This is a genomic window from Mesorhizobium sp. NPDC059025 (assembly GCF_042739655.1).
Classification (GTDB): Bacteria; Pseudomonadota; Alphaproteobacteria; order Rhizobiales; family Rhizobiaceae; genus Mesorhizobium.
In genome coordinates this window covers 157,906-184,109 of record NZ_JBHYIM010000006.1, presented here as the reverse complement: position 1 = coordinate 184,109, position 26,204 = coordinate 157,906, and the positions used below count along the sequence as shown (strand labels likewise).

The window sequence follows — 26,204 nt, the reverse complement described above, 5'->3', positions numbered from 1 at the left end:
ACCCTCACAAATCCACGTGACAAAGTTTGACGTTTACGTAAAAGTATATCTGCCGGCGGCATTGCACCATAGCACTGTTGCATTGCAACGTGGGCACGCGGCAGGATCGCGTGGCAGCAAAGGAGGAGACGGCATGTATCGGGCACCGGTTGCGGATATCGCCTTCACGTTGAAACATGTCGCAGGGTTGAAGCCGGCTCTCGATGCCGGATCCTTCGGCGAGCTCGGCGAGGATCTGGTCGACGCGGTGCTGGAAGAGGCGGGGCGTTTCGCCACGGAAGAGGTGGCGCCACTGTACAAGATCGGTGACGAGACCGGGGCGGTATTGAAGGACGCCGCCGTGACTACGCCCGCCGGCTGGAAGGACCTCTACCGTCGCTGGATTGACGGTGGATGGAACGGCCTCTCTGCCCCCGAGGAGTTCGGGGGGCAGGCACTGCCAAACATGCTGGGTGTCGCGGCACTCGAGATGTGGAACTCGGCCGCCATGGCTTTCGGCATCGGTCCGACGCTCACCATGGGCGCGGTCGAGGCGCTGCACAAGCACGCCTCGGACGAACTCAAGGCAAGATACCTCGCCAAACTGGTATCGGGCGAATGGATGGGCACGATGAACCTGACGGAGCCGCAGGCGGGGTCGGACCTCGCAGCGTTGCGCTCTCGGGCAGAGCCTGCCGGTGACGGCACCTATCGCATCTTCGGCCAGAAGATCTTCATCACCTATGGCGAGCACGATTTCACCGACAACATCGTGCATCTGGTGCTGGCGCGACTGCCTGACGCGCCCGCCGGCACGCGCGGTATATCGCTGTTCCTGGTGCCGAAATTCCTGGTCAACGAGGACGGTTCGGTTGGCGCCCGCAACGATGTGTTCTGCTCCGGCATCGAACACAAGCTTGGCATTCACGCCTCGCCGACATGCACGATGATCTATGGCGACGGTTTCGGAGGTGTGACGCCCGGCGCCATCGGCTGGCTGATCGGCGAGGAGAACAAGGGCCTCGCCTGCATGTTCACCATGATGAACAACGCCCGCCTCGCTGTCGGCATGCAGGGTGTGGCCGTGGCCGAGGCCGCCTACCAGAAGGCGCTTGCCTATGCCAACGAGCGCAGGCAAGGCAAGGCGGCCAGCTATGCCGGCAACGGCATGGCGCCGATCATCCATCACGCCGACGTACAGCGCAATCTGCTTACCATGAAGGCGTTGACCGAGATCGCGCGTTCGATCAGCTATTGCTGCGCGCACGCACTCGACATGGCGCACCTTTCCGAAAGCGAAGCGGCCGGGCATTGGCGCGACCGTGCCAATCTGCTCACGCCGCTGGCCAAGGCTTTCTCGACGGATGCCGGCGTCGATGTCGCGTCGCTCGGCGTGCAGATCCATGGCGGCATGGGCTTCATCGAGGAAACGGGAGCTGCCGCCTACTATCGCGATGCGCGCATCGCGCCGATCTATGAAGGCACCAACGGCATTCAGGCGATCGACCTGGTGACGCGCAAACTGCCATTGGGCGGCGGCCGGCATGTGCACGGCTATATCGATGAACTGAGGGCGGTGGCCGCTGATGCGCGTGCGTCGAACCGCCCCGGTTTCGGTCGTACGGCAGACCTGCTCGACCGCGCGCTGGCCGATCTCGCGGAAGCGACCGACTTCCTGCAGGCATGCCTTGCCGATGGTCGTCAGGAAGCCGCCCTTGCCGGAGCTACGCCATATCTCAGGCTGATTTCGCTGGCTGCGGGCGGCGCCTATCTGGCACGTGGCGCACTCGTTTCCGAGCAGCGGCTGCCGCTCTGTCGTTTCTATGCCGAGAACATGCTGGGGGAGACCTCGGCACTCAAGGAGCGGGTGCTCGGTGGCTCCGAAAGCCTGGCGGAAGCCGGCAAGGCACTGATCTCGGCCTGACCATTCACAACGAAGGAAGACAATCGTGACGGATCACATCATAGTCGGGCGCCACGGCGCGGTTCAGGTCATCCGCATGAACCGGGCCGACAAGAAGAACGCGCTGACCCGCGCCATGTATGCGGCGATGGCGGCGGCTCTGGTCGAGTCGGATGCCGATCCGCAGGTGCGCGCCACCGTCTTCTTCGGCCTGCCGGGTGCATTTTCGTCCGGCAACGACCTTGCCGATTTCCTCACCATCGCCACCGGCGGCGAAGGTGGCCGCGAGGTATGGGACTTCCTGCTGGCGCTGGCGCGATCGCAAAAGCCGCTGCTGTCTGGCGTCGACGGTATTGCCGTCGGCATCGGTACCACGCTCAACCTGCACTGCGATGTGACCTTCGCCACGCCACGCACCATTTTCCGCACCCCTTTCGTCGATCTCGGCCTGGTGCCGGAAGCGGCGTCGAGCCTGCTCGTGCCCCGCATCATCGGACGTCAGGATGCATTCGCGCTGCTCGGATTGGGCGAAGGCTTCTCGGCGGAGCGCGCCAAGGCGGCCGGCCTGATCTACGCGATCGTCAATGAGGATACGCTGGAGGCGGCAGTGCTTGCCAAGGCCGAGGAAATAGCGGCCAAGCCGCCGCAGGCGCTGAAAATCGCTCGCGACCTGATGCTCGGTTCGCGCGAGGAGGTCGTCGCGCGCATCGAGGAGGAGGGGCGGCATTTCGGCGAGCGTCTCCAGTCCGACGAAGCCCGCGCCGCTTTCATGGCCTTCATGAACCGCAAGAAGGCGGGTTAGCCGAGCAGACGGCCAAAATTGTGGACCTGACGATCAGCCCGAAAACCGAATTCGATTTTCGGGCTGAATTGTCCGCTTACCGGTAGGGCGAAATGCACTGCTGGCGTGGCCCGTAATTGGGCTGGAAGGTGTTGTCCGAGACCCGATAGGAGCGGTAGCGATCGTAGCACCAGCGCACATGCGCGTTGCTCAGCCGCGCCGGATAGGCCGGGCGATAGACAGGGCGCCCCTGATTGGCGATCGCGCCGCCGATGATGGCCCCGGCGATGAAGGCGGCCGGCGGGAACCACATGCCATTGTGGCGTTTCCAGCCCGGCCGGGCCTGACGATAGCCGCGATGGCCGTTGTAATAATAACGGTCGCCGTCGCGATAGAAGCCGCGGCGGTTCTGCACCTGCAGGATGTCGGTGCTCGTTTCGACGGTAGGCCTTTGCATTGGAGCTGCCTGGCCGGGTGTCGCCGAAGTGGCAAAGGCGGTGAACACGGTCGCAGCCGCGCAAAGGGTGGAAATCAGCTTTTTCATCACATTCCTCGTTCGGTTAGAAACTTCGGATGCGAGGAACTTCGCAGCCGAGGTGTGAACCGAACCTGAACGCCTGCATTAAATATTTGTAATGTCAGGATAAATGCCTTCGTACTTGGCCGTCTAGCGATGCTCGGCGGCAATACGGACACCGAGCCCGATCAGCAACGTTCCGGTCACGCCTTCGATCGTGCGTCGCACCTTCGGCCGTCTCAGGAAGTCGCCCGCCTTGGCGATGAGCGCCGCGTAGAATGCGAGCCAGGCGAAGGTCAGCACCGAAAAGACGACGCCCAGGAAAAGGAAGGCCGAGAAAGTGGCGCTGCCGGCGGGAACGAACTGCGGCAACAGGCTGGCGAAGAACACCGCCATCTTGGGATTGCCGAGATCGCTGATGATGCCTTGCCGGAAGGCGGAAACAGCGGACAGCCGGGTCTGAGCTTGCGGCATGGCATCGCCATGGCCGCTAGTCGTCGGCCAGAACGCCTCGCGTAGCGCCTGGATTCCGAGAAAGACCAGATAGGCCGCGCCGGCATATTTGACTGCCAGGAAGACCGGTTCCGAGGCTGTCACCAAGGTAACGACGCCGGCACTGGTTGCGAGTGCCCAGATCGCTTGTCCGCAAGCGATGCCCAGAGCTGTCATCAGCCCGGCGGCACGGCCGCCGAGCAAACTGTTGCGGATCGTGATCGCGGTATCCGGTCCGGGCGTGGCGATGACGATGAACGACACGCCCAGGAATGCCAGGAACAAGGTCATTGCCGGTCTTTCCCTTGAGATGTGACCGGCAAATCCTACACGATCCGTGCTGCGCGAACAGCGTCTACTCGATCCGCTCCGCCGGCATGTCGGCGCCGTTCTGATGCAAGGTCAGTCGCTTGGCCTTGCCGTCGTCGCCGACTTCGAAACCTATCTGGGCGTCCACGACCTTGTAGAAGAACTCGCGCTCGCTTTCGGGAAAGATTTCGATCTCGGGCTGACCCGTTGCCCGTGCCATCAGCCGGTCTCCCGCACGCCTGATCGTCAGGATGAAATTCGGTGCCAATTGATATCGTCCGACGTAACGATCGTAGAGGGCGGTATCGATGGTCACAGCCACCCTTGCCTTGGGTGCTTCCGTGAGTTTGGCGGTAGGGTCGAGCAGATGCCGGCCGATGTCGTCGACGCCGATTTCCGTAGACGTGTTGGACAAGGCAATGACGCCGACTTTCGCCTTGACCAGGAAGCCCATGAAGGAGCGGTGGCCGCCTGTGCCGCCATTGTGCCAGATCATCTCGTCGTCACCGACCCTGGTGATCATCCAGCCGAGGCCCATTTGGGGCGCACCGTCGCCGCCAAGGTCGCGTCGTGTCGTTTCGCTGAGCGCGAAAGCGGTTTGCAGCGGTGTTTCCCGCTTGCCCATCGCGGCTTCAAGGAAGATCAGCATGTCGTTTGTGCTGGAGCGCAAGGCGCCGGCCCCACCCAGCGTCGGCAACCGCCAGGCTGGCACGGCGTGCAGGGATTGGTCGTGGCCGGGTGTGAACCGCGCCTCCAGGGCTGGTGAAAGCGTGATCCCGGTGCTGTCCATGCCGAGCGGCTTGATGATGCGACGGGTGATCAGCCCTTCGTAGTCGGTGCCGGTGCGTGCGGCCAGCGCGTGGCCGAGCAGGCCGAAGCCGAGATTTGAGTATTCAAACTCGCTGCCGATATCGCGCGGCAGCTTGTATCCGGACAGGAAGCTGTAGAGCTGCTCGACCGTATAGTCCGCATAGGGATCGTCCTGGTCCTTGGGCGCGAGATTGTCGGGCAGGCGCGGCAGGCCGGACATGTGAACGGCCAGCTCCCTGAGGGTGATGGTCTTGCCGTCGCGCTCCGGCACCGTCACGTTGGTCGGCAGGTATTTGGCCACCGGGTCGTCTAGCGAGACCTCGCCTTTCTCAACCATGTCGGCCAGGGCCAGCGCGGTGAAGACCTTGGTGATGGAGCCGATCTCGAAGACCGTGTCGCCATCCACCTTGCGGGCGTCATCCGCGCCGAAGCGACCATGGGCGATTGTCCGGCGGCCGTTGGCGTCGATGACGATGCCGAGGCTCTGTTTTTCGACATCGATGCGCTGTTCAAGCATGCGGCGGATTTCGGGGTCTGGCGGAATGGGGGACTTCTCTTGTGCCTTGGCTCCAAATTGTGTGGTGATCACGAGCAGTCCTCCTAAAGCAATTCCAGCAAAAGTGCGCAGCGGTTTTGCGTCCGGAATTGCATAGGGACAAAAGGGGAGAGTGTTTCCGCGTTTCCGTGAAAAACGGAAACGCTCTGGCAGCAAACGCAGCATTCGTTTCTCCTGACACCCCAGTCCGAGCGGATGTGGTGGTGGACGGCTGCGTGTGCAATGGGCGGCAAATGATTATGGATAAAGGCGATTCTTATCCCAACCACCTTCGGCGTTGCGGCTGAACACGATGCGATCGTGCAGCCGGAACGGGCGATCGTGCCAGAACTCGATCGTCTGCGGCAGGATGCGGAAACCTGACCAGTGCTTGGGGCGTGGGATATCGCCGATGGCATAGCGGGCCGTGTATTCCGCGACCGCCTTCTCCAGTGCGAAACGGCTCTCCAGCGGACGTGATTGCTTCGAGGCCCAGGCGCCGATCCGGCTGCCGCGCGGGCGCGACGCATAATAGGCATCCGCTTCCGCGTCCGAGACGATCTCGACCGGGCCGCGCACCCGCACCTGACGGCGCAGCGACTTCCAGTGGAAGCACATCGCCGCCTTCATGCTGCCCAGGATTTCGCGTCCCTTGGCGCTTTCGAAATTGGTGTAGAAGACAAATCCATGTTCGTCGAAGCCCTTGAGCAGCACCATGCGCACGTCCGGCATGCCATCGGCGTCGACGGTCGCAAGCGCCACGCCGTTGGGGTCGTTGGGTTCGGATTTCGAGGCATCGTCCAGCCAGGCGGCGAACAGCCGGAAAGGCTCCGCGCTCTCCGTAAAGTCACCTGTTGTTAAGACTGTCTCGTTCATAGTTTTTCCGATGTGAACTGGCCGAGGATTTGCCGATTGTCGCGCATCGCGCACATTTTTGACAGCCGGCCAGTGGGCACTTTCCTTTCGTCCTGTCTGAGGGCGGCGGCACCTTGTGCGTTGCTTGTCCTTGCCGGTTGCGGCACCGGTGGCTTCAGCCTGGAGAAGGCCGAGGTCGACCGCTCCATCGTTACCGGCTCGATCTCGACGGGCGCGAGCAACGCCACCGACACCGGCATGGCGTCGGACGAAGCAACGATCCGCAACGCGGCCTCTTCCGCCGATCTGCAGGGACCGGCGAATCAGGCTGTTCCCTGGGCCAATTCCGCAACCGGTTCCCGCGGCACCATCACCGCGCTGGCCGAGACCGGCGATGCCACCAAGGGCCGCTGCCGCCAGTTCGACGTCTCGCGCGAAAGCTATGACGGCGTCACCATGTATAAGGGGGCGATTTGCATGACGCCTGTCGGTACCTGGCAGACACAGGATTTCAGGGCGCTCTGATTTTCCCCGCTGCCACTGGAATTTCTTCCTATCAAGGCGCATATAGAACACAACTCTGAATTCACCCGTTCAATGAGCAGGATTGATGCGCGACCCCTATGAGGTGCTGGGAGTTGCCAGGAACGCCTCGTCCAAGGACATCAAATCGGCGTTTCGGAAACTCGCCAAGAAGCACCACCCGGACCAGAACCCGAACGACCCCAAGGCCAAGGACCGCTTTTCTGCGGCCAACCAGGCCTATGAGATTCTCGGCGACGAGAAGGCTCGTGCGGCTTTCGATCGCGGCGAGATCGACGCCGATGGCAAGCCGCGCTTCCAGGGCTTCGAGAATGCCGCCGGTGGCGATCCCTTCGCCGGTTTCCGGCGTCAGCAGGGGCCGGGTGCATCGCATTTTGAATTTCGCTCCGGCGGCGGTAGTCCCTTCGGCGAGGGGGCAGGTGATATTTTCAGCCAGATTTTTGGCGACGCCTTCAGCCAGCAGCGCGCCGCTGGCGCAAATGCCGCCGGTGGCGGCGAGCGCCGCAGGCAGACACCGGCTGGCGGCGACATCAACGTGGCGCTGGATGTCACGATCGAGGAAGCGGCGAGTGCCGAGAAGGTGACTGCGATCTTCCCGGACGGCCGCAAGGTCGCCGTGAAACTGCCAGTCTATGTCGAAGACGGCCAGACCATTCGCCTGAAGGGACAGGGCGAGCAGGGTTACGGCCAGCCGGGCGATGCGCTGGTCAAGATCAGGTTCCGCCGCCATCCGCGTTACCGCATCGAGGGTCGCGACCTGCATGTCGACCTGCCGGTATCGTTGCACGACGCGGTCACGGGCGCCAAGGTAGCGGTCGAGACCCCGACCGGGCGTATCGCGCTTGCCGTGCCGGCCTGGTCGAGCTCCGACAAGGTGCTGCGCGTCAAGGGACGCGGACTGCCCGAAAAGGCGGGCGGTCACGCCGATCTTTATGCCCATGTCCGCATCATGCTGCCGGAAGGCGGTGATCCGGAACTGGAAGCGCTGGTCAAGAAACAAGGCTGAGCTGCACGCGTTGGAGTTTCTGGTCCAAAAGATTGGATCAGCCAATCCATTGCAGCGAAGAGGACCGTGAGTAGCAATGCCGCTGACATTCACAGCAGCGGCACCTCTTCATGTCCACGGAAGTCATTGTTCGCCCCATCCTTCGCCAGGATTTCGATCGTTGGTTGCCGCTCTGGGAAGGCTACAACGCCTTCTACGGTCGTTCCGGGCCGACAGCGCTTGCGGAAGCGATCACGCAAATGACCTGGTCGAGGTTTTTCGATGCCTATGAGCCGGTGCATGCGCTGGTCGCGGAAAGCGGCGACCGCTTGCTGGGGCTGACGCACTATCTTTTCCATCGCTCGACCACCGCCATCGAGCCGAACTGCTACCTGCAGGACCTGTTCACGTCGCAGCACGCGCGCGGCAAGGGGATCGGCAAGGCACTGATCGAAGGGGTCTACGACCGTGCTCGCGAGGCGGGCTCCAGTCGGGTGTATTGGCAGACCCACGAAACCAATCACAAGGCGATGCGGCTTTACGACCATGTCGCCGAGCGCTCCGGCTTCGTGGTCTACCGTAGGCTTTTCTGATCCGGCAGCTTTGCCTGTCGGCTAAACGCGGCCGGCCAGCACCGCCGGGCCGTGTCATCATCGCTTGAAGGCTTCAAGCGCCTGTGCGATAGGGCAGTTCAAAGCGGATCAGTATGCGGAGAGCGCTCATATGGTGGGTGGACAGGGCCTGATGGCCGGCAAGCGCGGCCTTATCCTCGGCGTCGCCAACAACCGTTCGATTGCCTATGGCATTGCCAAGGCCTGTGTGGATCATGGCGCGGACATCGCGCTGACCTATCAGGGCGAGGCATTCAAGAAGCGTGTCGAGCCTCTGGCCGAGGAACTCGGCGCTCATGTCGTTGGCCATTGCGACGTCACCGATTCGGAAAGCCTGGACATGGTGTTCGAGAATGTCGCCAAGCTCTGGGACCGGCTTGATTTCGTGGTTCACGCCATCGCCTTCTCCGACAAGGAGGAACTGACCGGACGATATGTCGAGACCACGCGCGACAATTTCCTGCGCACGATGGACATATCGGTGTTCTCTTTCACCACCATTGCCAAACGTGCCGAGCCGCTGATGACCAATGGCGGTTCGATGCTGACGCTGACCTACTACGGCGCCGAGAAGGTGATGCCGCACTACAACGTCATGGGTGTCGCCAAGGCGGCGCTGGAGGCGTCCGTACGTTATCTGGCCGTCGACCTCGGCGCCAAGGGCATCCGTGTCAACGCCATTTCGGCTGGTCCGATCAAGACGCTCGCAGCCTCTGGCATCGGCGACTTCCGCTACATCCTGAAGTGGAACGAGTATAATGCGCCGCTGAAGCGCACGGTCTCGCCCGAGGAGGTCGGCGATTCCGGCCTCTATTTCCTGTCGGACCTGTCGCGCGGCGTCACCGGCGAAATCCATCACGTCGATTCAGGCTATCATGTCGTCGGCATGAAGGCCGTCGACGCGCCGGATATCTCCGTTGTGAAGGACTGAGACTTCCGCCCGGCATTCCAGCATCGTACCGGAGATCGTTCGCGCGCCATGTCTGCGCTTATCTATGTCGTGCGCCACGGCCAGACCGACTGGAATGCCGAGCATCGCTTGCAGGGTCAGGCCGATACCGATCTGAACGACCTCGGCCGCCGGCAGGCATCGGGCAATGGGCGTAAGCTCGCGGATCTGATCGGTGACGCGAAGGCCGATTTCGATTACGTCTCCAGCCCGATGCTGCGCACGCGCGAGACGATGGAGTTGTTGCGCGCCGCCATGGGGCAGGACCCGACTGGCTACCGGACCGACGAGCGGCTCGTCGAGCTCAATTTCGGTGATTGGCAGGGCTTTACCTATCCCGAACTCGAAACCCGTTATCCGGGCGCGAGCCGAGCCCGTGGCGAGGACAAATGGGATTTCACGCCGCCAGGCTCGGGCGCGGAGAGCTATCAGAAGCTGCTGTCGCGCATCCAGCCGGTATTCCAGGCAATGGAACGTGACACTGTCTGCGTCACGCATGGCGGTGTGATACGTTGCCTGTTTCGGATGATCGCCGGGGCTTCGAAAGATGAAGCAGCCTCGCTGGAAGTTCCGCAAGACCAGGTTCTGCGGGTGCAAGGCCGTCGTCTGGAATGGCTCTGAAATCATTCCAGATGACGAACGCGGCGGTTTTGCATCTGGAAGTGCGTAAAAACGAAGAGTTAGAGCATAGTGCAGTTCGATCGTTCCGTATTGGACATGAGCACTTCTCCTCATTCCTGCTTCAAATAGCGGCTGGCACCGTAAGAAGATGAGAATTACCTCCATCACCAACTGGGCCTACGGCATCACCGTGGTCCTGACCGCGCTTTCGGGCGGGGCCTTCATGATGTCTTCTCACAGCGCCCTCCAGGAGCGCGCTGCGGTCGAAGAACATCTGGCGCTCGATACGCTCGCCGAGGATCTCGCGCTCGGCGCCGAGCTTGGAAGTGACGAGGCGCGACTCTACGTGATGCGTGGCGACCAGCGCTACCTCGAGGCGTTCCGCACGCAGGAGAACTCGGAACGGAGCGCGGAGACAACGGCAAGCAAGCTGGCTGCCAGGGGATTGGCGCCGGGCGAGGCGGAGGCACTGAAGGCGGTTGTCCGGGATGTGGATGCACTGGACAAGATCGAAGCGGCCGCGATCGAGGCCTTTCGGCGTGGAGACAAGATCGCTGCCCAGGAGGGCTTGTTCGGGGCGGAGTACGAGCGGGTCCAGAGCGCGCTTGTCCAGACAGTCGCGCATTTTCGGGACCTGACTGCGGCACGTACGGGAGCGCAGCTCGAAGCGGCGCGGGACCGCAGCAACTGGTGGAGCCTGGTCGCCAAGATCATGCTCGCGGTCACCGGCGCGCTGTTCGTCGCCGTTCTTTACTTCGTCTTGAGGCGACGGGTCGTGAAGCCGCTGATGCAGATGACCGGGATCGTCAGCAGGCTCGCCAAACAGGATTACACGGTCGAGGTGCCGGTTGGTCGACGCGCCGACGAGATCGGCGAGATGAACGAGGCGATCGGGATATTCCGTACCAATTTGATCGAGCGCGAGCGGCTGGATGCCGAACGACGGGCAGACCAGCGTACGAAGGACATGATCCTGCAAATGATGCACCGGGTACAGGCATGCCAGAACCAGGCGGAGCTTGCCGAGGTCGTGGTTCGCTTCATTCCCGAGATATTTCCCGACCTCGCCGGAGGCCTGTACATCCTCAACGACAGCAGGACTGCCCTGACGCGGGCCGGCGTATGGCTCGAACCCCAACGTTCGCAGGCGGCATTTCTCGCTTCCGCCTGTTGGGGGCTTCGTCGCGGCCGCTCTCACGAAAGCGGGACGAACGGCTCCGACGTTCCATGCCGACACCTCGAAGCGTCGGGCCCAACCGCGCTCTGCATGCCGCTGACGGCCCAGGGTGATATGATCGGTCTTCTCTATACGGAAGAGCGTGGAGAGAGGGCGCTCGGGCCCGGTGGCGCCAGGCTCTACCTCGAATTGATAGCGGAGAATGTCGGCCTGGCGATCGCAAACCTGCAATTGCGGGAAAAACTGATCGAGCTTGCCGTGCGCGATCCCCTTACCGGCCTCTTCAATCGTCGCTTCCTGGATGAAACACTGCTGCAGCACAAGCAGGACCGCAGCGGCGAACAGCTCGCCTGCCTGATGGTCGATATCGACCATTTCAAGCGCTTCAACGACGAGTTCGGGCACGACGCGGGAGATCTGGTCATGCAGTATGTCGGGCAGACTTTGCGAGAGACCGTAGGCCCAACCGGTAGTGCCTACCGTTTCGGCGGCGAGGAATTCACCGTGCTCCTGCCCGGGCTTGATGAACAGGAAGCTGCAGAGCTTGCGGATGCGTTGCGGATGAAAATCGGTGACACCACGCTCTCCCATTCCGGTCGGGTTCTCGGCACGGTGTCGACATCCATCGGTGTTGCGGCAGCTCCGCAGAATGGCTCGATCGAAACGCTTGTCACACGTGCTGATGCGGCCCTGCTCAAGGCAAAAGCCGCCGGTCGCAACAGGACGGTGGTGGCAAGCCAGATCAAAAGCTCGGCTCCGCAGTGACGCGGGCACCGCGAGCAGCACTTCAACCGAAGGTGTCAGTCACACGGTGCGATTGATGACCTGATGTCGACTGGTGTTGGCTTGCCTTGCCTTACTGAGGCAGTTCCATGTCGGTGATGACATTCTCGCCATTGCTGACGTCATAGGCAATGACGACGTCTGTGCCGGGCTTCAACGCTTCCAGATCCATTTCAGCATTCAGCTTGTAGGCCTTGCCGTCATCCAGCGTCAGCGTCAGGGTCTCCCTGTCGACCTTCTTGATCTTGCCTTCCGCCTGGCCCGCGAAAGCGGCAGTCACGACGAGCACGGTGGCGGCAATAGCGCCGAGCAGGGTACGCATTGATGGTCCTCATTGTTTGTTGTTGTACGCCGTTCCCATGCGGCGACCGTGTGCGGCGACGGAAACAAACAGAAACCAGTCGAATGTGTCAAACCTAAGTCACCTGCCGTGGACAACGTGGCTGCGACCTTTTGTTCGGGCAGCCCTTTCGTCAGTTCGCCACACGTTGCAGGACGGCAACGTGCATGGTCGAGCGCAGTGAAAATCCGATGGATTCATAGAGCGCGATCGCGGCTGTGTTCGTTGCATAGGCATGCAGAAAAGGCTCTTCGCCGCGTTCGACGATCCGGCCCGCCACGAACATCGACAGTCGTTTGGCGAGGCCACGGCCACGGGCTTCCGGATGCGAGCAGACGCCGCTGATCTCGCAGAAGCCTTGCGGTCTCATGCGTTCGCCAGCCATGGCGAGCAAGCGGCCATCTTCCTTCACTCCCCAGAACGCACCGAGCTCGAGAGCACGCACTGTGAAGGGGCCTGGCTTCGTGAGTTCCGCCAGCGCCAGCATTGCCGGGATGTCGGTTTCGCCGAGAAGCTCGATACGGTCGTCCTGTTCGATCGTCGATGGCTGGCTGGCAGTCATCTGCACAGCCGCGGCGGCGGATACTGCCGCCATGCCGGGCGGCACGATTACCGGGTCGGCCTGGAGAAAAAGCAGGCTCCTTCCGTCGGAAGACAGATCGAAAAGTGCCCGCTGGCTGGAAGGAGTATCGTTCAGCGTGGCTGCAAAGGCTGAGACCGTCGGCTGGTAGCGTTTCGCCAGTGCACCGCCCTCGGAAAGGTGAGCGTGGCGTGAGGTGAGTGCGCTCCAGATGGGGCGGTCAAGCGGGGTCATGAAGCTGCCTTGCGATACGGTGGTGCAACGGGGTGGTCTCGAGATCGTGTTCGATCGCGGTCAGTTGCTCGAGCAGGGGGCCGGTCAGGTCGCTGCAGATCTCCGCAACTGCGGCATCGATGCGAGGCCAGAGGTCGCGTTTCGAGGTTTCGACGAGCTGGCGCCCCTTGTCTGTCAGGCTGAGGAATCGGCGCCGCTGGTCTTCCGGCGATTGCCTGACATCGAGCAGTCCGGTTTCGCTCAAATGCGTCATGATGCGTGTGGCGCCGGGCTGCGTGATGCCGATCGCTTCAGCCAGATCGCCGACCGTCAGCGGACCAAGGCGGTCGATGGCCGCAAGCGCCGGAAACTGGCTGGCCTGCACCGGCAAGTCGAGATCGTCCAGCACACGCTGCACCTCAGACTGAAAACGTTCGCCGATCCGCCTGAGGCGGCTGCCAAGTGTGAGATAGCCCATTTCGCGAACGACATCGTCAACCATCGCAAAGTCTCATCCTGATTTGCATAAGTAGTTATATAAGTAGTTATATTAATTTGTCCAGCCAGTGCTGGCGCTTGCGCTGCGTTGCGGAAATTGGCCCCGGCTACCCCGGTTTGACCACCAGGGAAAACGCTACTAGAAGGCTGGCCATGCCGGGATCTGGCCCGCGCGAGGGCTGCTACCGATGTCGCATAATACCTTCGGCCATCTTTTCCGGGTAACCACCTGGGGCGAAAGCCATGGGACCGCGCTGGGCTGCGTCGTTGACGGCTGTCCGCCCGGCATCCGCTTCACCCGCGAGGACATCCAGGCCGAGCTGGACCGGCGCCGCCCGGGCCAGTCGCGCTTCGTCACCCAGCGCCGCGAGCCGGATGAGGTCAAGGTGCTGTCCGGCTTCGTCATCGACGAGGACGAGGTCACCATGATCACCACCGGCACACCGGTGTCGATGCTGATCGAGAATGTCGACCAGCGTTCGAAGGACTATGGCGAGATCGCCCGTCAGTATCGGCCGGGTCACGCCGATTATGCCTATGAGGTCAAATACGGCATTCGCGATCATCGTGGTGGCGGCCGTTCCTCGGCGCGGGAGACGGCAGCACGCGTCGCGGCCGGCGCACTCGCCCGCAAGGTCGTTCCCGGCCTCGTCGTGCGCGGAGCGCTGATCGCCATGGGCGAGAAGGCAATCGATCGCGCCAACTGGAACTGGAATTTCGTCGACGATGGCGAAAACCCGTTCTTCACGCCGGATCCGCAGTCGGTACCCGTCTTCACGACCTATCTCGACGGCATCCGCAAGGCGGGCTCGTCGGTGGGTGCGGTGATAGAGATCGTTGCCGACGGCGTACCGGCCGGGCTTGGCGCGCCGATCTATGCCAAGCTCGACCAGGATATTGCGTCGAACCTCATGTCGATCAATGCGGTCAAGGGTGTCGAGATCGGCAACGGTTTCGAAGCCGCCAGGATCACCGGCGAACAGAACGCCGACGAGATGCGCATGGGCAATGACGGCAAGCCGGTGTTCCTCTCCAACAATGCCGGCGGTATTCTCGGTGGCATTTCGACAGGCCAGCCGATCATCGCCCGTTTCGCCGTGAAGCCGACCTCGTCGATCCTCAATCCGCGCAAGTCCATCGACCGGGATGGCAAGGACGTCGATGTCGTCACCAAGGGGCGCCACGACCCTTGCGTGGGTATCCGTGCAGTGCCGATCGGCGAGGCAATGGTCGCCTGCGCCATTGCTGACCACTACCTGCGTCATCGGGGGCAGACGGGAAGATAGGGCAGTCGGCAATAGGCAGTCGGCAGTCCGTTTTGGTTCAATTTGCCGTAGACGCTATTTTGTTACTGCCTTATGTCCGACTGCCGACTGCCGACTGCCGACTGCCGACTGCCCAGCGAGCGAAGCGAGTACCATGCCCTACGATCAGAAGAAAATTGTCGAAGCCCTGCGTGCTTTCGAGCGCGGCGAGATCGTCGTCGTCATGGACGATGACGGGCGTGAGAACGAGGGCGATCTGATCGTCGCGGCCGTGCATTGCACGCCGGAGAAGATGGCTTTCATCGTGCGCCACACCTCCGGCATCGTCTGCACGCCGATGCCGCGCGAAGAGGCGAAGCGGCTGAATCTGGCGCCGATGGTGGCGGACAATGATTCCGCCCACACCACTGCCTTCACGGTCAGTGTCGACTTCAAGCACGGCACCACCACCGGCATCTCCGCCGAGGACCGTACGCTTACCGTGCGCAACCTTGCCAACGGCAACGTCGCTGGCAGCGATTTCGTGCGTCCCGGTCACATCTTTCCGTTGATCGCACGCGAAGGTGGCGTGCTGATGCGCTCCGGCCATACGGAGGCCGCCGTCGATCTCTGCAAGCTGGCCGGACTGCCGCCGGTCGGCGTCATTTCCGAGTTGGTCAACGACGACGGCACCGTCAAGCGCGGCCCCCAAGTGGCGGCCTTCGCCGAGGAGCACGGGCTGAAGCAGGTTTCGGTGGCGGACCTCATCGCCTACCGTCAGCGCAAGGAAACGCTGGTCGAGCGTGTCGCCTGTTCCGATATCGACACGCCCGGCGGCAAGGCGACGGCGATCGCCTATTCCTTGCCCTGGGAAGCGATGCACCACCTGGCGATCGTCTATGGTGACATCCGCGACGGCGAGGAAGTGCCGGTGCGGTTGCATCTGGAGGATGTCACGACGGACGTATTCGGTACCCGTACCGTGCTCGATGACATCATGAAGACGCTCGGAGAGCGCAAGCGTGGTGTCATCGTTTATCTGCGCGAAGGGTCCACCGGTGTCGGTAGCCATGGCGGCCGCAACCGGCAGGGCGGTAGTGACCGCGAGGATCACGAGGAAGCACGCCGCCGCGAGAACGAATGGCGCGAGATCGGCCTCGGTGCACAGATTCTCAAGGATCTCGGCATCTCCTCGATCAATCTGATCGCCTCGCGCGAGCGGCACTATGTCGGCCTTGAGGGTTTCGGCATCCGTATCGCCAAAACCGAAATCCTCTAGGCCAATTCCAGGAAAACTGCGTAGCGGTTTTCCGTCTGGAATTGCGTAAAACGGAAACGCTCTACGATGTCGCGCGCCCTCTGGACGCAAAGCTTGTCTGTGAAACGAAATGGGCGCCGCTTGGCGCCCATTTCGTTTCGTACCGGAGCCGTTCAAGCCATCGCCGGTGCTCTGGTGTCGCGCACGGATCGCTGCAGATTGCCTTGCCCGGCCAACGCGACAATCAAGGCGAGAACACCAGCCGCGATCGAAACCAGGAAGCCACTGGTCGGCCCATAAGTGTCTATCACCCAGCCGGCGGCCGCTGAACCTGCGGCCATGCCGATGCCAATGCCGGTAATCGCCCAGGTCATGCCTTCCGTGAGCTTGGAGGAAGGCACGAGTTTTTCCACGAGTGCCATCGAGGTGATGATGGTTGGCGAAACGGCAACGCCAGCGACGAAAAACACCAGAGAAAGCATGGTGATTGTGCCTACCATGAGGAGCGGCAGTGTGGTCAGCGCGGCCAGCACTATCGTGATCAGCAATTGGCGGGCAAGTGGCATCCTGAGTTTCAGCATGCCGAAGGCAAGGCCGGCGACGAGCGAGCCTGCCGCATAGGCCGACAGAGCGAGACTGGCAGCTGCCTTGTGGCCTTGCGCTTCCGCGAAAGCAACGGCGGCTACTTCGGCCGTGCCGAAGATCGCGCCGATGGATGCCAGGGTCACGACGATGATCTGCAGCGAACCGAGGCGGATGACGGAGCGACCGCCGCTGCGTTCCGGCTCATGGATTGGGGGTTCGGTAGATCTCTGGGCGGCAAACAGGAGGCTGCCGACGAGAAGGAATAAGGTGGCGGCCAACGGCCCGGCTTCCGGGAAGACCGTGACGCTGAGTCCGATCGCCAGGATCGGACCGATCATGAACAGGACTTCGTCGACGACGGATTCAAAGGCAAATGCCGTATGCAATTTCGAGGTGCCGCGATAGAGCTCGGTCCAGCGCGCCCTGACGAAGGAACTGAAGCTCGGTATCGCGCCGCTGAGGATCGCGAAAACGAACAGCGTCCAGTTTGGTGCCTTCAGATGGGTTGCCACCATCAGGCCGATCAGCGCCGAAACAGCGATCAGTGTCGCTGGTACAAGAACACGGCGCTGGCCGTGCCGGTCGACAAGTCGCGACACCTGCGGCGCGATCAGGCCGCTTGCCAGCGCGAAAGTGGCGGAGACCGCACCGGCAAGCCAGTATTCGCCGTGTGTCTCGGACAGCATCGTCACGATGCCCAGCGTGACCATGGAAAGCGGGAAGCGGGCAACGAAGCCGGCCGCGGAAAACGCCTTGGCGCCGGGCGCCTGGAAAATTTCACTGTATGGATTACGCATCAAAGTCCCCGGGGCTCGCAGATAGTTGAGATTTCAAAGACAGTCGAGCCGCCTGGGAAGGCGGCTCGTTGGTCCTGTCCGGGCTTTTCTGGAAGCGCGACCATCATTTCGCTGTTTGCGGGGCAACCTGCGACAATTCGCTGTCTGTCTCGCCGGCGAGTGTCTTCTGGCCAAGGAGGACGATCACGAAAGAGATCGTCCCGGCGGCCACGGAAACCCAGAAGCCGTTCTGCGCTCCGTAATTGTCGACCACCCAGCCTGCCACGAACGCCCCCAGTGCCATGCCGATGCCGATGCCGGTCATCACCCAGGTGATGCCCTCGGTCAGCATGGCCTCGGGCACGCGCCGTTCGATCAGGCCGAAGGCCATGATGAAGGTGGGCGAGATCGCCACGCCGCTGGCGAAGACTGCGAGTGCCAGCAGGGGGACGGTGTCGGCGACGAGCAGTGGCAAGGTGGTCAAGGCGACGATGGCAATCGAAAGAGCGAGCAGCCGCTGTTTCGGGGCCTGGAGGTTCAGCGCACCGATGATGAGGCCGACGACAAAGGAGCCGGCGGCATAGACACCGATGACCAGGCTGGCGGCGGTCGGCTGGCCGAGCTCCTTGGTGATGGCCACCGAGCTCACCTCTGCGGTGGCGAAGATCGCACCGACGAAGATGAGGGCCAGCGTGATGATCTGGACGGGACGCAGCATGATCGCGGAACCATTGCTGCCATGCTCCGGCTGCCGGACCTTGGGCTCACTGGATCGTTGCAGGATGAAGGCGGCCATGCCGAAAGCCAGCAGAAGCGTGCTCACCAGCATGCCGGCTTCCGGGAACAGCGCCACACTGAGGCCTACCGAAAGCGAGGCGCCGGCAATATAGACCAGTTCGTCGGCGACCGACTCGAAGGCAAAGGCCGTGTTGAGCTCGGGACGATCGCGGAATTTTTCCGTCCAGCGCGCACGCACCATGGCCGGCACGCTGGGCATCGCCGCGGCCAGGAACGCCGAAACGAACAGGGTCCAGCTCGGCCAGTCATAATGGGTGGCCGCGAGCAGTGTGAGGAAGGCGATGACGGAGATGACCGTGGTCGGGGCGGCCACGGCAGTCTGGCCGAGCCGGTCGATCCATCGCGAGATCTGTGGGGCGGCAAAAGCGTTGGTCAAGGCGAAGGTGGCCGATACAGCACCGGCCAGCCAATACTCGCCGCGCGCCTGGGACAGCATCGCGACAATACCGATGGGAGCCATGGCGATAGGCAGCCGCGCAAAAAAGGCGGCGGCTGCGAAGCCCTTGGCCCCGGGGACTCTGAAGATTTCACCATAAGGATTGCGCATGGGAGCACTCCTGGAATTTTGAGGGTGCGCCACTTACATACGTGGCGTATGCGAATGAGATAATTGCATACGTCACGTATGTCAATTAATATACGTCGTGTATGTAAAAAAATATACGCGACGTATGTGAAAAGCAGAAGCGGCAAAGGAAACACCAATGAGGACAGCTCATAAACCCCGCAGCGAAATGATCGCCGAGACGCGTGCGAAACTGATTGCCTCTGCGCGGCGGGCCTTTGCGACAGTCGGTTACGCGAACGCATCGATGGATGATTTCACCGCCGAAGCGGGGCTGACGCGTGGCGCGCTTTATCATCATTTCGGCGACAAGAAGGGGCTTTTCGAAGCCGTGATCGCCCAGATCGACTGCGAAATGGCGGCGCGTCTCAATGCTGTCTCCGCCAAGGCCGAGACGCGCTGGCAGGGTTTCATGGACGAAAACATCGGCTATGTCGAAATGGCGCTCGATCCGGAAGTCCAGCGCATCGTGCTGTGTGATGGCCCCGCTGTCCTTGGTGATCCGGCGCAATGGCCCAATGCCAACGCCTGTATCCTGTCGGTAACCAAGAACCTTGCAGCGCTGAAGGAAGATGGGGTTATTCGCCGCGACATCGATCCTGAAGCGATGGCACGGCTGATCAGCGGCGCCTCGCTCTATGCTGCGCAGTGGATTGCAAACTCCGATGATCCTGCCGCCATATCGACAAAGGCGGTTAATGCGTTTCGCGCGCTCATGGAAGGTTTGCTGGTGGACGGCAAGACTGCTGCCTGACTTCTCATCCTCTGCCCGCGATCGCGTTGGCCGCGGCTTTCAGCACATCCTCGCCGGCACCGGCATAGGTCTCGCTCATGACGAGGTCGCAGAGCGGCAGGCGCGAGCCCCAGCCATTGCGTTCAAGGTCGGGTCGGGTGGCAAATTCCGAGACGTGCCCGACGCAAAGATAGGCGACAGGCACGATATGATCCGGGATGTCGAGCAAATCTCTGAGCGCTTCGGCGTTCAGGATGCTCACCCAGCCGACGCCAATCCCTTCGGCCCGTGCCGCCAGCCAGAAATTCTGTACCGCGCATACCGTGCTGAAGAGATCCATTTGCGGATTGTGCCAGCGCCCGAGCGGCGAGTTCTCGCTGCGCGAGCGATCGCAGGTGATGCAGAGATTGAGCGCGCTTTCGCAGATGCCTTCCAGCTTGAGCTTGCGGTAAAGCGCCTGCCGATCCTCCGCGATATGCGGCAGTTCCTCGGCTCGAGCTGTCAGGAACAGATCGCGCACCGCCGCGCGCCGTTTCTGGTCGCGGATGACGATGAAGTTCCAGGGTTGCATGAAGCCTACGGACGGTGCGTGGTGCGCAGCCGTGAGCAGGCGGGCAAGCACAGCGTCGTCGATCGGGTCGGGCCGGAAATGGCTGCGCACGTCGCGACGCGTGAAGATGGCGCGATAGATGGCCTCACGCTCAAAATCCTCGAAGGCAGGATCTCCGGAGGTATGACATGTATGGTTGCGGACGGTGTTCATCGCGTTTCCCTTGCGATCGAAACAGCGTCATCCACCCGTCCATGCGGATGACCATTTCTGCCTGGCCGGTCTTCTGGCTCGGGTTCGTCCCGCTTGCCGGCGCCTTCCCGTCCTTGCGCGGACAGTGGCTCTTGCCGAGTGGTCCCCCTCACAGCGTTGGGCACGCCACGGATTTTCACCGTGTTCCCGATTCTCCCACCTTGCGGCAGGCACCTGACAGTGCGGCTAACCTAGCCGAGTTCGCGGGCAAGGAAAGCCCTGATGTCGACGTCGGATGATGCCTTTTCCCCAACAGGCTGAGCAATTCCAGCAAACGCGCAACGGTTTTGCGTCCGGAATCGCGTTAAAATAAAAGTTGGAGCGTTTCCGCGTTTCCGTTGAAAACGGAAACGCTCTCATGCTTGTCGCGTGGCCATCATCTCCATTGCTGATAAGGTGGCGCCATGACGACCCGTCTCTACACCCATCCGATTTTTCTGGAACACATCACGCCCGCCGGCCATCCGGAGCGACCGGACAGGCTGCGCGCTATCGAGCGGATTCTGGACGACGAGGCCTTTGCCGCCCTCGACAGGCACGAGGCGCCGATGGGCGACGAGACCACTGTTCTCTATTGCCATCCAAAGGATTTCGTCGAGCGCGTCCGCAGGGCGATTCCGCAGGAAGGTATTGCCGTCATCGATTCCGATACGGTGGCGAGTCCCAAAACCTGGCAGGCGGCGCTGACCGCCATCGGCGCCGCCAATGCCGCCGTGGACGACGTTTTCACCGGCAAGGCCGACAATGTCTTCGTGGCCGCGCGTCCGCCCGGCCATCATGCCGAGAAAACCACCGCCATGGGTTTCTGCCTGTTCAATACGGCTGCGATTGCCGCTCGCTACGCACAGGAAAAGCACGGCGTCGAGCGTGTCGCCATCGTCGACTGGGACGTTCATCACGGCAACGGCACGCAGGACATCTTCTGGGACGACCCATCGGTGCTCTATTGCTCGACGCACCAGATGCCTCTTTATCCTGGCACCGGCGCCAGAAACGAGACTGGCGCCGGCAACATCGTCAATGCGCCGCTGGCGCCGGCGACGGGTAGCGATATCTTTCGTGAGGCGTTCAACACGCGTGTCCTGCCGGCGATCGATTCTTTCGCGCCGGACCTTGTGATCATCTCGGCCGGTTTCGACGCGCACCATCGTGACCCGTTGGCCGAGATCAACCTTGTCGAGGATGATTTCGACTGGGCGACCGGGCAGTTGATGGATCGCGCCCGCCGTCATAGTTCAAACAGGCTGGTCAGTTTGCTGGAAGGCGGCTACGACCTGCACGGATTGGCATTTTCGGTCGCAGCGCATGTCGGCCGCCTGATGAAAGGATGAGCCATGGCTGAGGAAGCGAACCAGGACGTCAAGGCGATGAGCTTCGAGCAGGCGCTGGATGCGTTAGAGAAGATCGTCGACGATCTCGAACGCGGCGACGTGCCGCTCGACCAGTCGATTCGCATATATGAACGGGGCGAGGCGCTGAAGGCGCATTGCGATCGCCTGCTCAAGGCCGCCGAGGACAAGGTGGAGAAGATCAGGCTCGCCCGTGACGGCAAGCCGGTCGGTACCGAGCCGCTGGACGGGGACTAGGAGCCTGAGAGGCCACTAACGGGAACGAGGGGCAACGCCGGATATATCAAACGGGAGAGATATCCATGTGTCGCAACATCAAGCCGCTGTTTAACTTCGAACCGCCGGCGACCGATACCGAAATTCACGAGGCGGCGCTGCAGTTCGTGCGCAAGATCAGTGGCTCCAACAAGCCCTCCATGCGCAACAAGGAAGCCTTCGACAACGCCGTGCGCACCATCGCCAATGCCGCGCATGAGCTGCTTGTCGTCCTTGAGACGACCCAGCCGCCGCGCAACCGCGAGGAGGTGGCGGCAAAAGCCCGCGCCAAGTCGGCTGAGCGCTTTGGGCCCAAGCCGGTGCCCGCCTAGGGCAGTTTAAGGAAAAGTGCGTAGCGGTTTTCCGTCTGAAATTGAGAAAAAATTAGAGCGTTCCCGCATTCCGAAAACCGGAAACGCTCTGGTCGTGCCGTGATCGCTCCGGTCGCACAGGCCGCTATGTTGCCGATCAGGACGCCGAGGGGGCCACCGACGGCTTGTCGAAATCTACGGGTCGGGCGGCATAGAACCGTTCCGGCGGCGTCCAGCGCTCGGGCAACTCTTCTTCACCCCACCGTGCGAGCGCCTGCAGGGCGGGAATAAGCGCCGCGCCTTTGGCCGTCAGAGCGTACGCGCCGCGGGTTGCACCTTGCCGCGCCTGTGTCTGTCGGATCAGGCCGGCACCCTCCAGTCGATGCAGTCGCTCGGCCAGGATGTTCGTCGCGATCTTTTCGGCCATCGCCAGGAAGTCGGAATAGCTGGTCGCTCCCACAACCATCGAGCGGATGATCACGAGCGACCACTTGTCACCGATGATGTCGAGTGCCGAGGCAATTGGGCAGCCGGTGCGGAACTTCGTCATGGGTTCAATATGATTTTCTAACTTGCAATTTGCAAGTAAAAAATGGTTAGCTCGCGAAAACGTTCGTTGGAGGGGGAAATGCTTCCGGTTACGTCCATCGTCGCTGCGTTGGCAGCTCTTTCGCTGGTAGCCTTGAGTATTGCGGTCAGTCTGCGCCGCAAGAAGGTGGGTGTGCGTCTCGGCTTCAGCGAAGACCCGACGCTGATGCGCCGCATTCGGGCGCAGGGCAATTTCACCGAATATGTGCCTCTGGCTTTGATCGTGCTCGCCATCGCCGAATACCGGCAGGCGCCGCCGGTCGTTTTGTGGACGATCGGTGGACTGCTGATCGCCGGTCGGTTCTTGCACTTTGCTGGCATCATGACGGCCAGGACACCGTTGAGCGCACCGGGAATGGCTGGCACCTATGGCGCCCTGATCGTCGGCGCGATCACGCTCCTCTCCATCTGAGTGCACAAGCATCCGAGACTGACCGATCGGTGAACGCATCGTCGCCGCATCGCCGGTTTGCCCCGGGGAGACGGGGGTATAAGTTCCATCTGCAAGTCATCAGCAGATGGAGCCGGCCCGATGAGCTTCTTTCCCGGAAACGACCCCGAACCCGGTGATGCCTTTTCCTGCGACGCCATCGAGTTGATGGTGGTGCCCAACGCAAAGGACATAGGCGGTTTCGAGGTGCGCCGTGCCCTGCCTACCGCAAGGCGACGGTTGGTCGGTCCTTTTATCTTCTTCGACCGCATGGGACCGGCCATCCTGCGCGCCGGCAAGGCGCTGGACGTACGCCCGCATCCGCATATCGGTCTCTCGACAGTCACCTATCTGTTCGACGGCAAGATCAGGCACCGCGATTCGCTCGGCACCGAGATGGTCATCTCGCCCGGTGACGTGAATCTGATGACGGCAGGGCGTGGCATCGTCCATTCCGAGCGCACGCCGGAGGAAATGCGCGGCGCGCCGATGTCGATGTCCGGCCTGCAGACATGGATCGCGCTGCCTGACAGGCAGGAGGAAATGGCGCCTGTCTTCGAAAACACCGCCAGCGCCGAGTTGCCGGAGTTCGGTGCCGAGGGCGTGTCGGGCCGCCTCATCATCGGCGAGCTGGAGGGCCGCCGCGCACCGGTGACCACCTATCACGACACGCTGTATGCCGATATTCGGCTCGAACCTGGTGCAAGGTACCGCATTGCCGCCGACGCCGAGGAGCGTGCCATCTATGTGCTCGACGGGTTCGTCTCCATTTCCGGCGACAGTTTCCCCGAAAACCGTCTTCTGGTGTTTCGTCCTGGCGACGAGATCATCGTTTCGTCGGAATTGGGTGCGCATTTCATGCTGTTCGGTGGCGCTTCGCTGGGGTCTCCACGCTACATCTGGTGGAATTTCGTTTCCTCATCGAAAGAACGCATCGAACAGGCCAAGCAGGAATGGAAGACTGGCCGGTTCGATATCGTTCCGGGCGATGAAAAGGAGTTCATTCCGCTGCCTGACAAGTGAGCGTGTCATTGCGGCACATTTACTTTCGTTGGTCGGAGGCCTATTCGATTTTTTGAATATTCTTGAACGTGAGCTCGAGCGGGCCAGCCATTGATCGCCAGACCCCAAACGCCGCTTCTCGACAAGGTCCGCATTCCTGCGGATATGAAGAAGCTTTCCGAAAGTGACCTGCCGCAGCTCGCGGAAGAGCTGCGCACGGAACTGATCGATGCCGTTTCGCAGACCGGCGGACATCTCGGGGCAGGTCTCGGCGTCGTCGAACTCACCGTGGCACTGCACTACGTTTTCGACACGCCGGAAGACAGGATTATCTGGGACGTCGGCCACCAGGCCTATCCGCACAAGATCCTGACCGGCAGGCGCGACCGTATTCGTACGCTCCGCCAGGAGAACGGGCTTTCCGGTTTTACACGGCGTACCGAAAGCGAATACGATCCGTTCGGTGCCGCCCATTCCTCCACATCGATTTCGGCCGGTCTCGGCATGGCCGTGGCGCGCGATCTCTCTGGCGGCAAGAACAACGTCATCGCTGTCATTGGCGATGGGGCGATGTCGGCCGGAATGGCCTTCGAGGCGCTGAACAACGCCGGCGCTCTCGATGCCCGCCTCATCGTCATCCTGAATGACAACGACATGTCGATCGCCCCGCCGACTGGGGCCATGAGCGCCTATCTGGCGCGTCTCGGCTCGGGCAAGACCTATCTTGGCCTGCGCGATTTCGGCAAGAAACTGACATCCTATCTCGGCAAGCGCGCCGATCGCGCCATCACCCGCGCGGTCGAGCATGCGCGCGGCTACGTCACCGGCGGAACCTTGTTCGAGGAGCTTGGCTTCTTTCACATCGGCCCGATCGACGGTCACAATCTCGAGCATCTCATTCCGGTGCTGAAGAATGTACGCGACAACGGCAAGGGCCCCGTGCTGATCCATGTCGTGACGCAGAAGGGCAAGGGTTACGCCCCCGCCGAAGCGGCAGCCGACAAATATCACGGGGTCAACCGGTTCGACGTTATCACGGGTGCGCAGGCGAAGGCTCCGGCCAATGCGCCGACCTACACCAATGTCTTTGCCGAGAGCCTGATCCGGGAAGCCTGCGAGGATGACAGGATCGTTGCCGTCACCGCGGCCATGCCGACAGGCACCGGGCTCGATCTGTTCGGCGAAGTCTTCCCGAACCGCACTTTCGATGTCGGTATCGCCGAGCAGCACGCAGTGACCTTTGCTGCCGGCCTTGCCACCGAAGGCTACAAGCCGTTCGCCGCGATCTACTCGACCTTCCTGCAGCGCGCCTACGATCAGGTCGTGCACGACGTCGCGATCCAGAAGCTGCCCGTGCGTTTTCCGATCGACCGCGCCGGTTATGTCGGCGCCGATGGCGCAACCCATTGCGGTGCGTTCGACACCACCTTCCTTGCCTCGCTGCCCGATTTCGTTGTCATGGCGGCAAGCGACGAGGTGGAGCTGCGCCACATGGTGCGCACTGCAGCCGAGTATGACGAGGGCCCGATCTCCTTCCGTTATCCGCGCGGCAACGGCATCGGTATCGATATGCCCGAGCGTGGCTCGCCGCTCGAGATCGGCAAAGGCCGTGTCGTGCGCGAAGGCACAAAGGTGGCGTTGCTCTCCTTCGGTACCCGCCTGCAGGACTGTCTCGCGGCGGCTGACGAACTCAGCGCGGCCGGCTTGTCGACGACCGTGGCGGACGCGCGTTTCGCCAAGCCGCTCGACCATGACCTGATCCGTCGCCTTGCTCGTTCGCACGAAATCCTGGTGACGGTTGAAGAAGGCGCCATCGGCGGCTTTGCGGCACAGGTGCTGCATTTCCTGGCCCATGAGGGCCTGCTCGAGAGCGGTCTGAAGGTGCGTCCTCTGGTCTTGCCGGATGCTTTCACCGACCACGCCAAGCCCGAGAAGATGTACGCAGATGCCGGGCTCGATGCGACCGGCATCGTACGTACGGTGTTCGCGGCACTTGGCCATGTCACCAGCGCGCAGCGCGCCTGAAC

The 26,204-nt window shown here is 61.9% G+C and carries 28 protein-coding genes and 1 riboswitch; of the genes, 17 read left to right on the top strand and 11 right to left on the bottom strand.

All coding sequences use genetic code 11. The features are described from left to right. Positions 1–133: 133 nt before the first annotated feature. Positions 134–1,903, top strand: coding sequence for an acyl-CoA dehydrogenase (locus ACFWYE_RS16420; protein WP_379112763.1), 1,770 nt, complete (start codon positions 134–136; stop codon positions 1,901–1,903). A gap of 25 nt (positions 1,904–1,928) precedes the next feature. Beyond that, positions 1,929–2,684 (top strand): crotonase/enoyl-CoA hydratase family protein, encoded by a 756-nt coding sequence (locus ACFWYE_RS16415; RefSeq protein ID WP_379112760.1) that lies wholly within the window; start codon positions 1,929–1,931, stop codon positions 2,682–2,684. Between the two features lie 76 nt (positions 2,685–2,760). Here the strand turns inward: ACFWYE_RS16415 and ACFWYE_RS16410 are convergent, their stop codons facing one another. The 4 genes from ACFWYE_RS16410 to pdxH form a co-directional block, all read right to left on the bottom strand. Beyond that, complete coding sequence (locus tag ACFWYE_RS16410) at positions 2,761–3,207, bottom strand: BA14K family protein (protein WP_379061577.1); 447 nt, start codon at positions 3,205–3,207, stop codon at positions 2,761–2,763. Positions 3,208–3,330: 123 nt separating this feature from the next. Further along, positions 3,331–3,963: a LysE family translocator gene (locus ACFWYE_RS16405; RefSeq protein WP_379112757.1), complete on the bottom strand. Its 633-nt coding sequence runs from the start codon at positions 3,961–3,963 to the stop codon at positions 3,331–3,333. 64 nt (positions 3,964–4,027) lie between these two features. Further along, complete coding sequence (locus ACFWYE_RS16400) at positions 4,028–5,380, bottom strand: serine hydrolase (protein ID WP_379112754.1); 1,353 nt, start codon at positions 5,378–5,380, stop codon at positions 4,028–4,030. Between the two features lie 204 nt (positions 5,381–5,584). After that, positions 5,585–6,202 carry a pyridoxamine 5'-phosphate oxidase gene (pdxH, locus tag ACFWYE_RS16395; protein ID WP_379061571.1) on the bottom strand — a complete coding sequence of 206 codons (618 nt, stop codon included), beginning with the start codon at positions 6,200–6,202 and terminating at the stop codon, positions 5,585–5,587. Positions 6,203–6,322: 120 nt separating this feature from the next. Here pdxH and ACFWYE_RS16390 point away from each other — a divergent pair, with 120 nt between their 5' ends. From ACFWYE_RS16390 to ACFWYE_RS16365, 6 genes are all read left to right on the top strand, one after another. Next, on the top strand, positions 6,323–6,706 hold the full coding sequence (locus ACFWYE_RS16390; RefSeq protein WP_379061569.1) for an RT0821/Lpp0805 family surface protein: 384 nt from the start codon (positions 6,323–6,325) through the stop codon (positions 6,704–6,706). Positions 6,707–6,791: 85 nt separating this feature from the next. Further along, positions 6,792–7,730 (top strand): DnaJ C-terminal domain-containing protein, encoded by a 939-nt coding sequence (locus tag ACFWYE_RS16385; protein WP_379061567.1) that lies wholly within the window; start codon positions 6,792–6,794, stop codon positions 7,728–7,730. A gap of 110 nt (positions 7,731–7,840) precedes the next feature. Then, positions 7,841–8,302, top strand: coding sequence for a GNAT family N-acetyltransferase (locus ACFWYE_RS16380; protein ID WP_379061565.1), 462 nt, complete (start codon positions 7,841–7,843; stop codon positions 8,300–8,302). Between the two features lie 130 nt (positions 8,303–8,432). Continuing rightward, the gene (gene fabI / locus ACFWYE_RS16375; protein ID WP_379061563.1) at positions 8,433–9,251 is read left to right on the top strand and encodes an enoyl-ACP reductase FabI; all 819 of its coding nucleotides are present in this window, start codon (positions 8,433–8,435) and stop codon (positions 9,249–9,251) included. A 48-nt stretch (positions 9,252–9,299) separates the two neighbouring features. Beyond that, positions 9,300–9,890 (top strand): histidine phosphatase family protein, encoded by a 591-nt coding sequence (locus ACFWYE_RS16370; RefSeq protein ID WP_379061561.1) that lies wholly within the window; start codon positions 9,300–9,302, stop codon positions 9,888–9,890. 148 nt (positions 9,891–10,038) lie between these two features. Next, positions 10,039–11,832 (top strand): diguanylate cyclase, encoded by a 1,794-nt coding sequence (locus ACFWYE_RS16365; RefSeq protein ID WP_379061559.1) that lies wholly within the window; start codon positions 10,039–10,041, stop codon positions 11,830–11,832. 91 nt (positions 11,833–11,923) lie between these two features. On the opposite strand, the gene ACFWYE_RS16360 is transcribed toward ACFWYE_RS16365, so the two are convergent. The 3 genes from ACFWYE_RS16360 to ACFWYE_RS16350 all read right to left on the bottom strand — a co-directional run bounded on the left by ACFWYE_RS16360 (position 11,924) and on the right by ACFWYE_RS16350 (position 13,485). Continuing rightward, positions 11,924–12,172, bottom strand: a complete 249-nt coding sequence (locus ACFWYE_RS16360; RefSeq protein ID WP_129410634.1) for a DUF1344 domain-containing protein — start codon at positions 12,170–12,172, stop codon at positions 11,924–11,926. A gap of 151 nt (positions 12,173–12,323) precedes the next feature. Beyond that, positions 12,324–13,004, bottom strand: a complete 681-nt coding sequence (locus ACFWYE_RS16355; RefSeq protein WP_379061557.1) for a GNAT family N-acetyltransferase — start codon at positions 13,002–13,004, stop codon at positions 12,324–12,326. Beyond that, positions 12,991–13,485: a MarR family winged helix-turn-helix transcriptional regulator gene (locus ACFWYE_RS16350; protein WP_379112751.1), complete on the bottom strand. Its 495-nt coding sequence runs from the start codon at positions 13,483–13,485 to the stop codon at positions 12,991–12,993. The genes ACFWYE_RS16355 and ACFWYE_RS16350 overlap by 14 nt, the downstream gene beginning before the upstream one ends. Positions 13,486–13,669: 184 nt before the next feature. On the opposite strand from ACFWYE_RS16350, the gene aroC reads away from it, so the two are divergent. Continuing rightward, positions 13,670–14,767, top strand: a complete 1,098-nt coding sequence (gene aroC / locus ACFWYE_RS16345) for a chorismate synthase (protein WP_379061552.1) — start codon at positions 13,670–13,672, stop codon at positions 14,765–14,767. Positions 14,768–14,900: 133 nt separating this feature from the next. After that, positions 14,901–16,004 carry a 3,4-dihydroxy-2-butanone-4-phosphate synthase gene (gene ribB / locus ACFWYE_RS16340; RefSeq protein ID WP_379061550.1) on the top strand — a complete coding sequence of 368 codons (1,104 nt, stop codon included), beginning with the start codon at positions 14,901–14,903 and terminating at the stop codon, positions 16,002–16,004. Positions 16,005–16,156: 152 nt separating this feature from the next. On the opposite strand, the gene ACFWYE_RS16335 is transcribed toward ribB, so the two are convergent. Together ACFWYE_RS16335 and ACFWYE_RS16330 are read right to left on the bottom strand one after the other, a co-directional pair. Then, positions 16,157–17,365 carry an MFS transporter gene (locus tag ACFWYE_RS16335; protein WP_379112748.1) on the bottom strand — a complete coding sequence of 403 codons (1,209 nt, stop codon included), beginning with the start codon at positions 17,363–17,365 and terminating at the stop codon, positions 16,157–16,159. Between the two features lie 103 nt (positions 17,366–17,468). Then, positions 17,469–18,689 carry an MFS transporter gene (locus tag ACFWYE_RS16330; RefSeq protein ID WP_379061545.1) on the bottom strand — a complete coding sequence of 407 codons (1,221 nt, stop codon included), beginning with the start codon at positions 18,687–18,689 and terminating at the stop codon, positions 17,469–17,471. Positions 18,690–18,846: 157 nt separating this feature from the next. Here ACFWYE_RS16330 and ACFWYE_RS16325 point away from each other — a divergent pair, with 157 nt between their 5' ends. Further along, a complete protein-coding gene (locus ACFWYE_RS16325; protein WP_379061543.1) occupies positions 18,847–19,461 on the top strand; it encodes a TetR/AcrR family transcriptional regulator in 615 nt (204 codons plus the stop codon). A 4-nt stretch (positions 19,462–19,465) separates the two neighbouring features. Here the strand turns inward: ACFWYE_RS16325 and bluB are convergent, their stop codons facing one another. Next, positions 19,466–20,203, bottom strand: a complete 738-nt coding sequence (bluB, locus tag ACFWYE_RS16320; RefSeq protein ID WP_379112745.1) for a 5,6-dimethylbenzimidazole synthase — start codon at positions 20,201–20,203, stop codon at positions 19,466–19,468. 45 nt (positions 20,204–20,248) lie between these two features. After that, positions 20,249–20,435: riboswitch (cobalamin riboswitch) on the bottom strand. Between the two features lie 211 nt (positions 20,436–20,646). Here bluB and ACFWYE_RS16315 point away from each other — a divergent pair. From ACFWYE_RS16315 to ACFWYE_RS16305, 3 genes are all read left to right on the top strand, one after another. After that, complete coding sequence (locus ACFWYE_RS16315; protein ID WP_379112743.1) at positions 20,647–21,573, top strand: histone deacetylase family protein; 927 nt, start codon at positions 20,647–20,649, stop codon at positions 21,571–21,573. 3 nt (positions 21,574–21,576) lie between these two features. Continuing rightward, positions 21,577–21,828 (top strand): exodeoxyribonuclease VII small subunit, encoded by a 252-nt coding sequence (locus ACFWYE_RS16310; RefSeq protein WP_379061539.1) that lies wholly within the window; start codon positions 21,577–21,579, stop codon positions 21,826–21,828. 65 nt (positions 21,829–21,893) lie between these two features. Beyond that, positions 21,894–22,178 (top strand): DUF2277 domain-containing protein, encoded by a 285-nt coding sequence (locus ACFWYE_RS16305; protein ID WP_379061536.1) that lies wholly within the window; start codon positions 21,894–21,896, stop codon positions 22,176–22,178. Positions 22,179–22,314: 136 nt separating this feature from the next. Here ACFWYE_RS16305 and ACFWYE_RS16300 read toward each other — a convergent pair whose 3' ends face one another. Beyond that, positions 22,315–22,707, bottom strand: coding sequence for a winged helix-turn-helix transcriptional regulator (locus tag ACFWYE_RS16300; protein ID WP_379061534.1), 393 nt, complete (start codon positions 22,705–22,707; stop codon positions 22,315–22,317). A gap of 78 nt (positions 22,708–22,785) precedes the next feature. Here ACFWYE_RS16300 and ACFWYE_RS16295 point away from each other — a divergent pair, with 78 nt between their 5' ends. From ACFWYE_RS16295 to dxs, 3 genes are all read left to right on the top strand, one after another. Then, a complete protein-coding gene (locus ACFWYE_RS16295) occupies positions 22,786–23,157 on the top strand; it encodes an MAPEG family protein (RefSeq protein ID WP_379112741.1) in 372 nt (123 codons plus the stop codon). Positions 23,158–23,277: 120 nt separating this feature from the next. Further along, the gene (locus ACFWYE_RS16290) at positions 23,278–24,198 is read left to right on the top strand and encodes a pirin family protein (RefSeq protein ID WP_379112739.1); all 921 of its coding nucleotides are present in this window, start codon (positions 23,278–23,280) and stop codon (positions 24,196–24,198) included. A 90-nt stretch (positions 24,199–24,288) separates the two neighbouring features. Next, the gene (gene dxs, locus ACFWYE_RS16285; protein ID WP_379112736.1) at positions 24,289–26,202 is read left to right on the top strand and encodes a 1-deoxy-D-xylulose-5-phosphate synthase; all 1,914 of its coding nucleotides are present in this window, start codon (positions 24,289–24,291) and stop codon (positions 26,200–26,202) included. Positions 26,203–26,204: the final 2 nt, after the last annotated feature.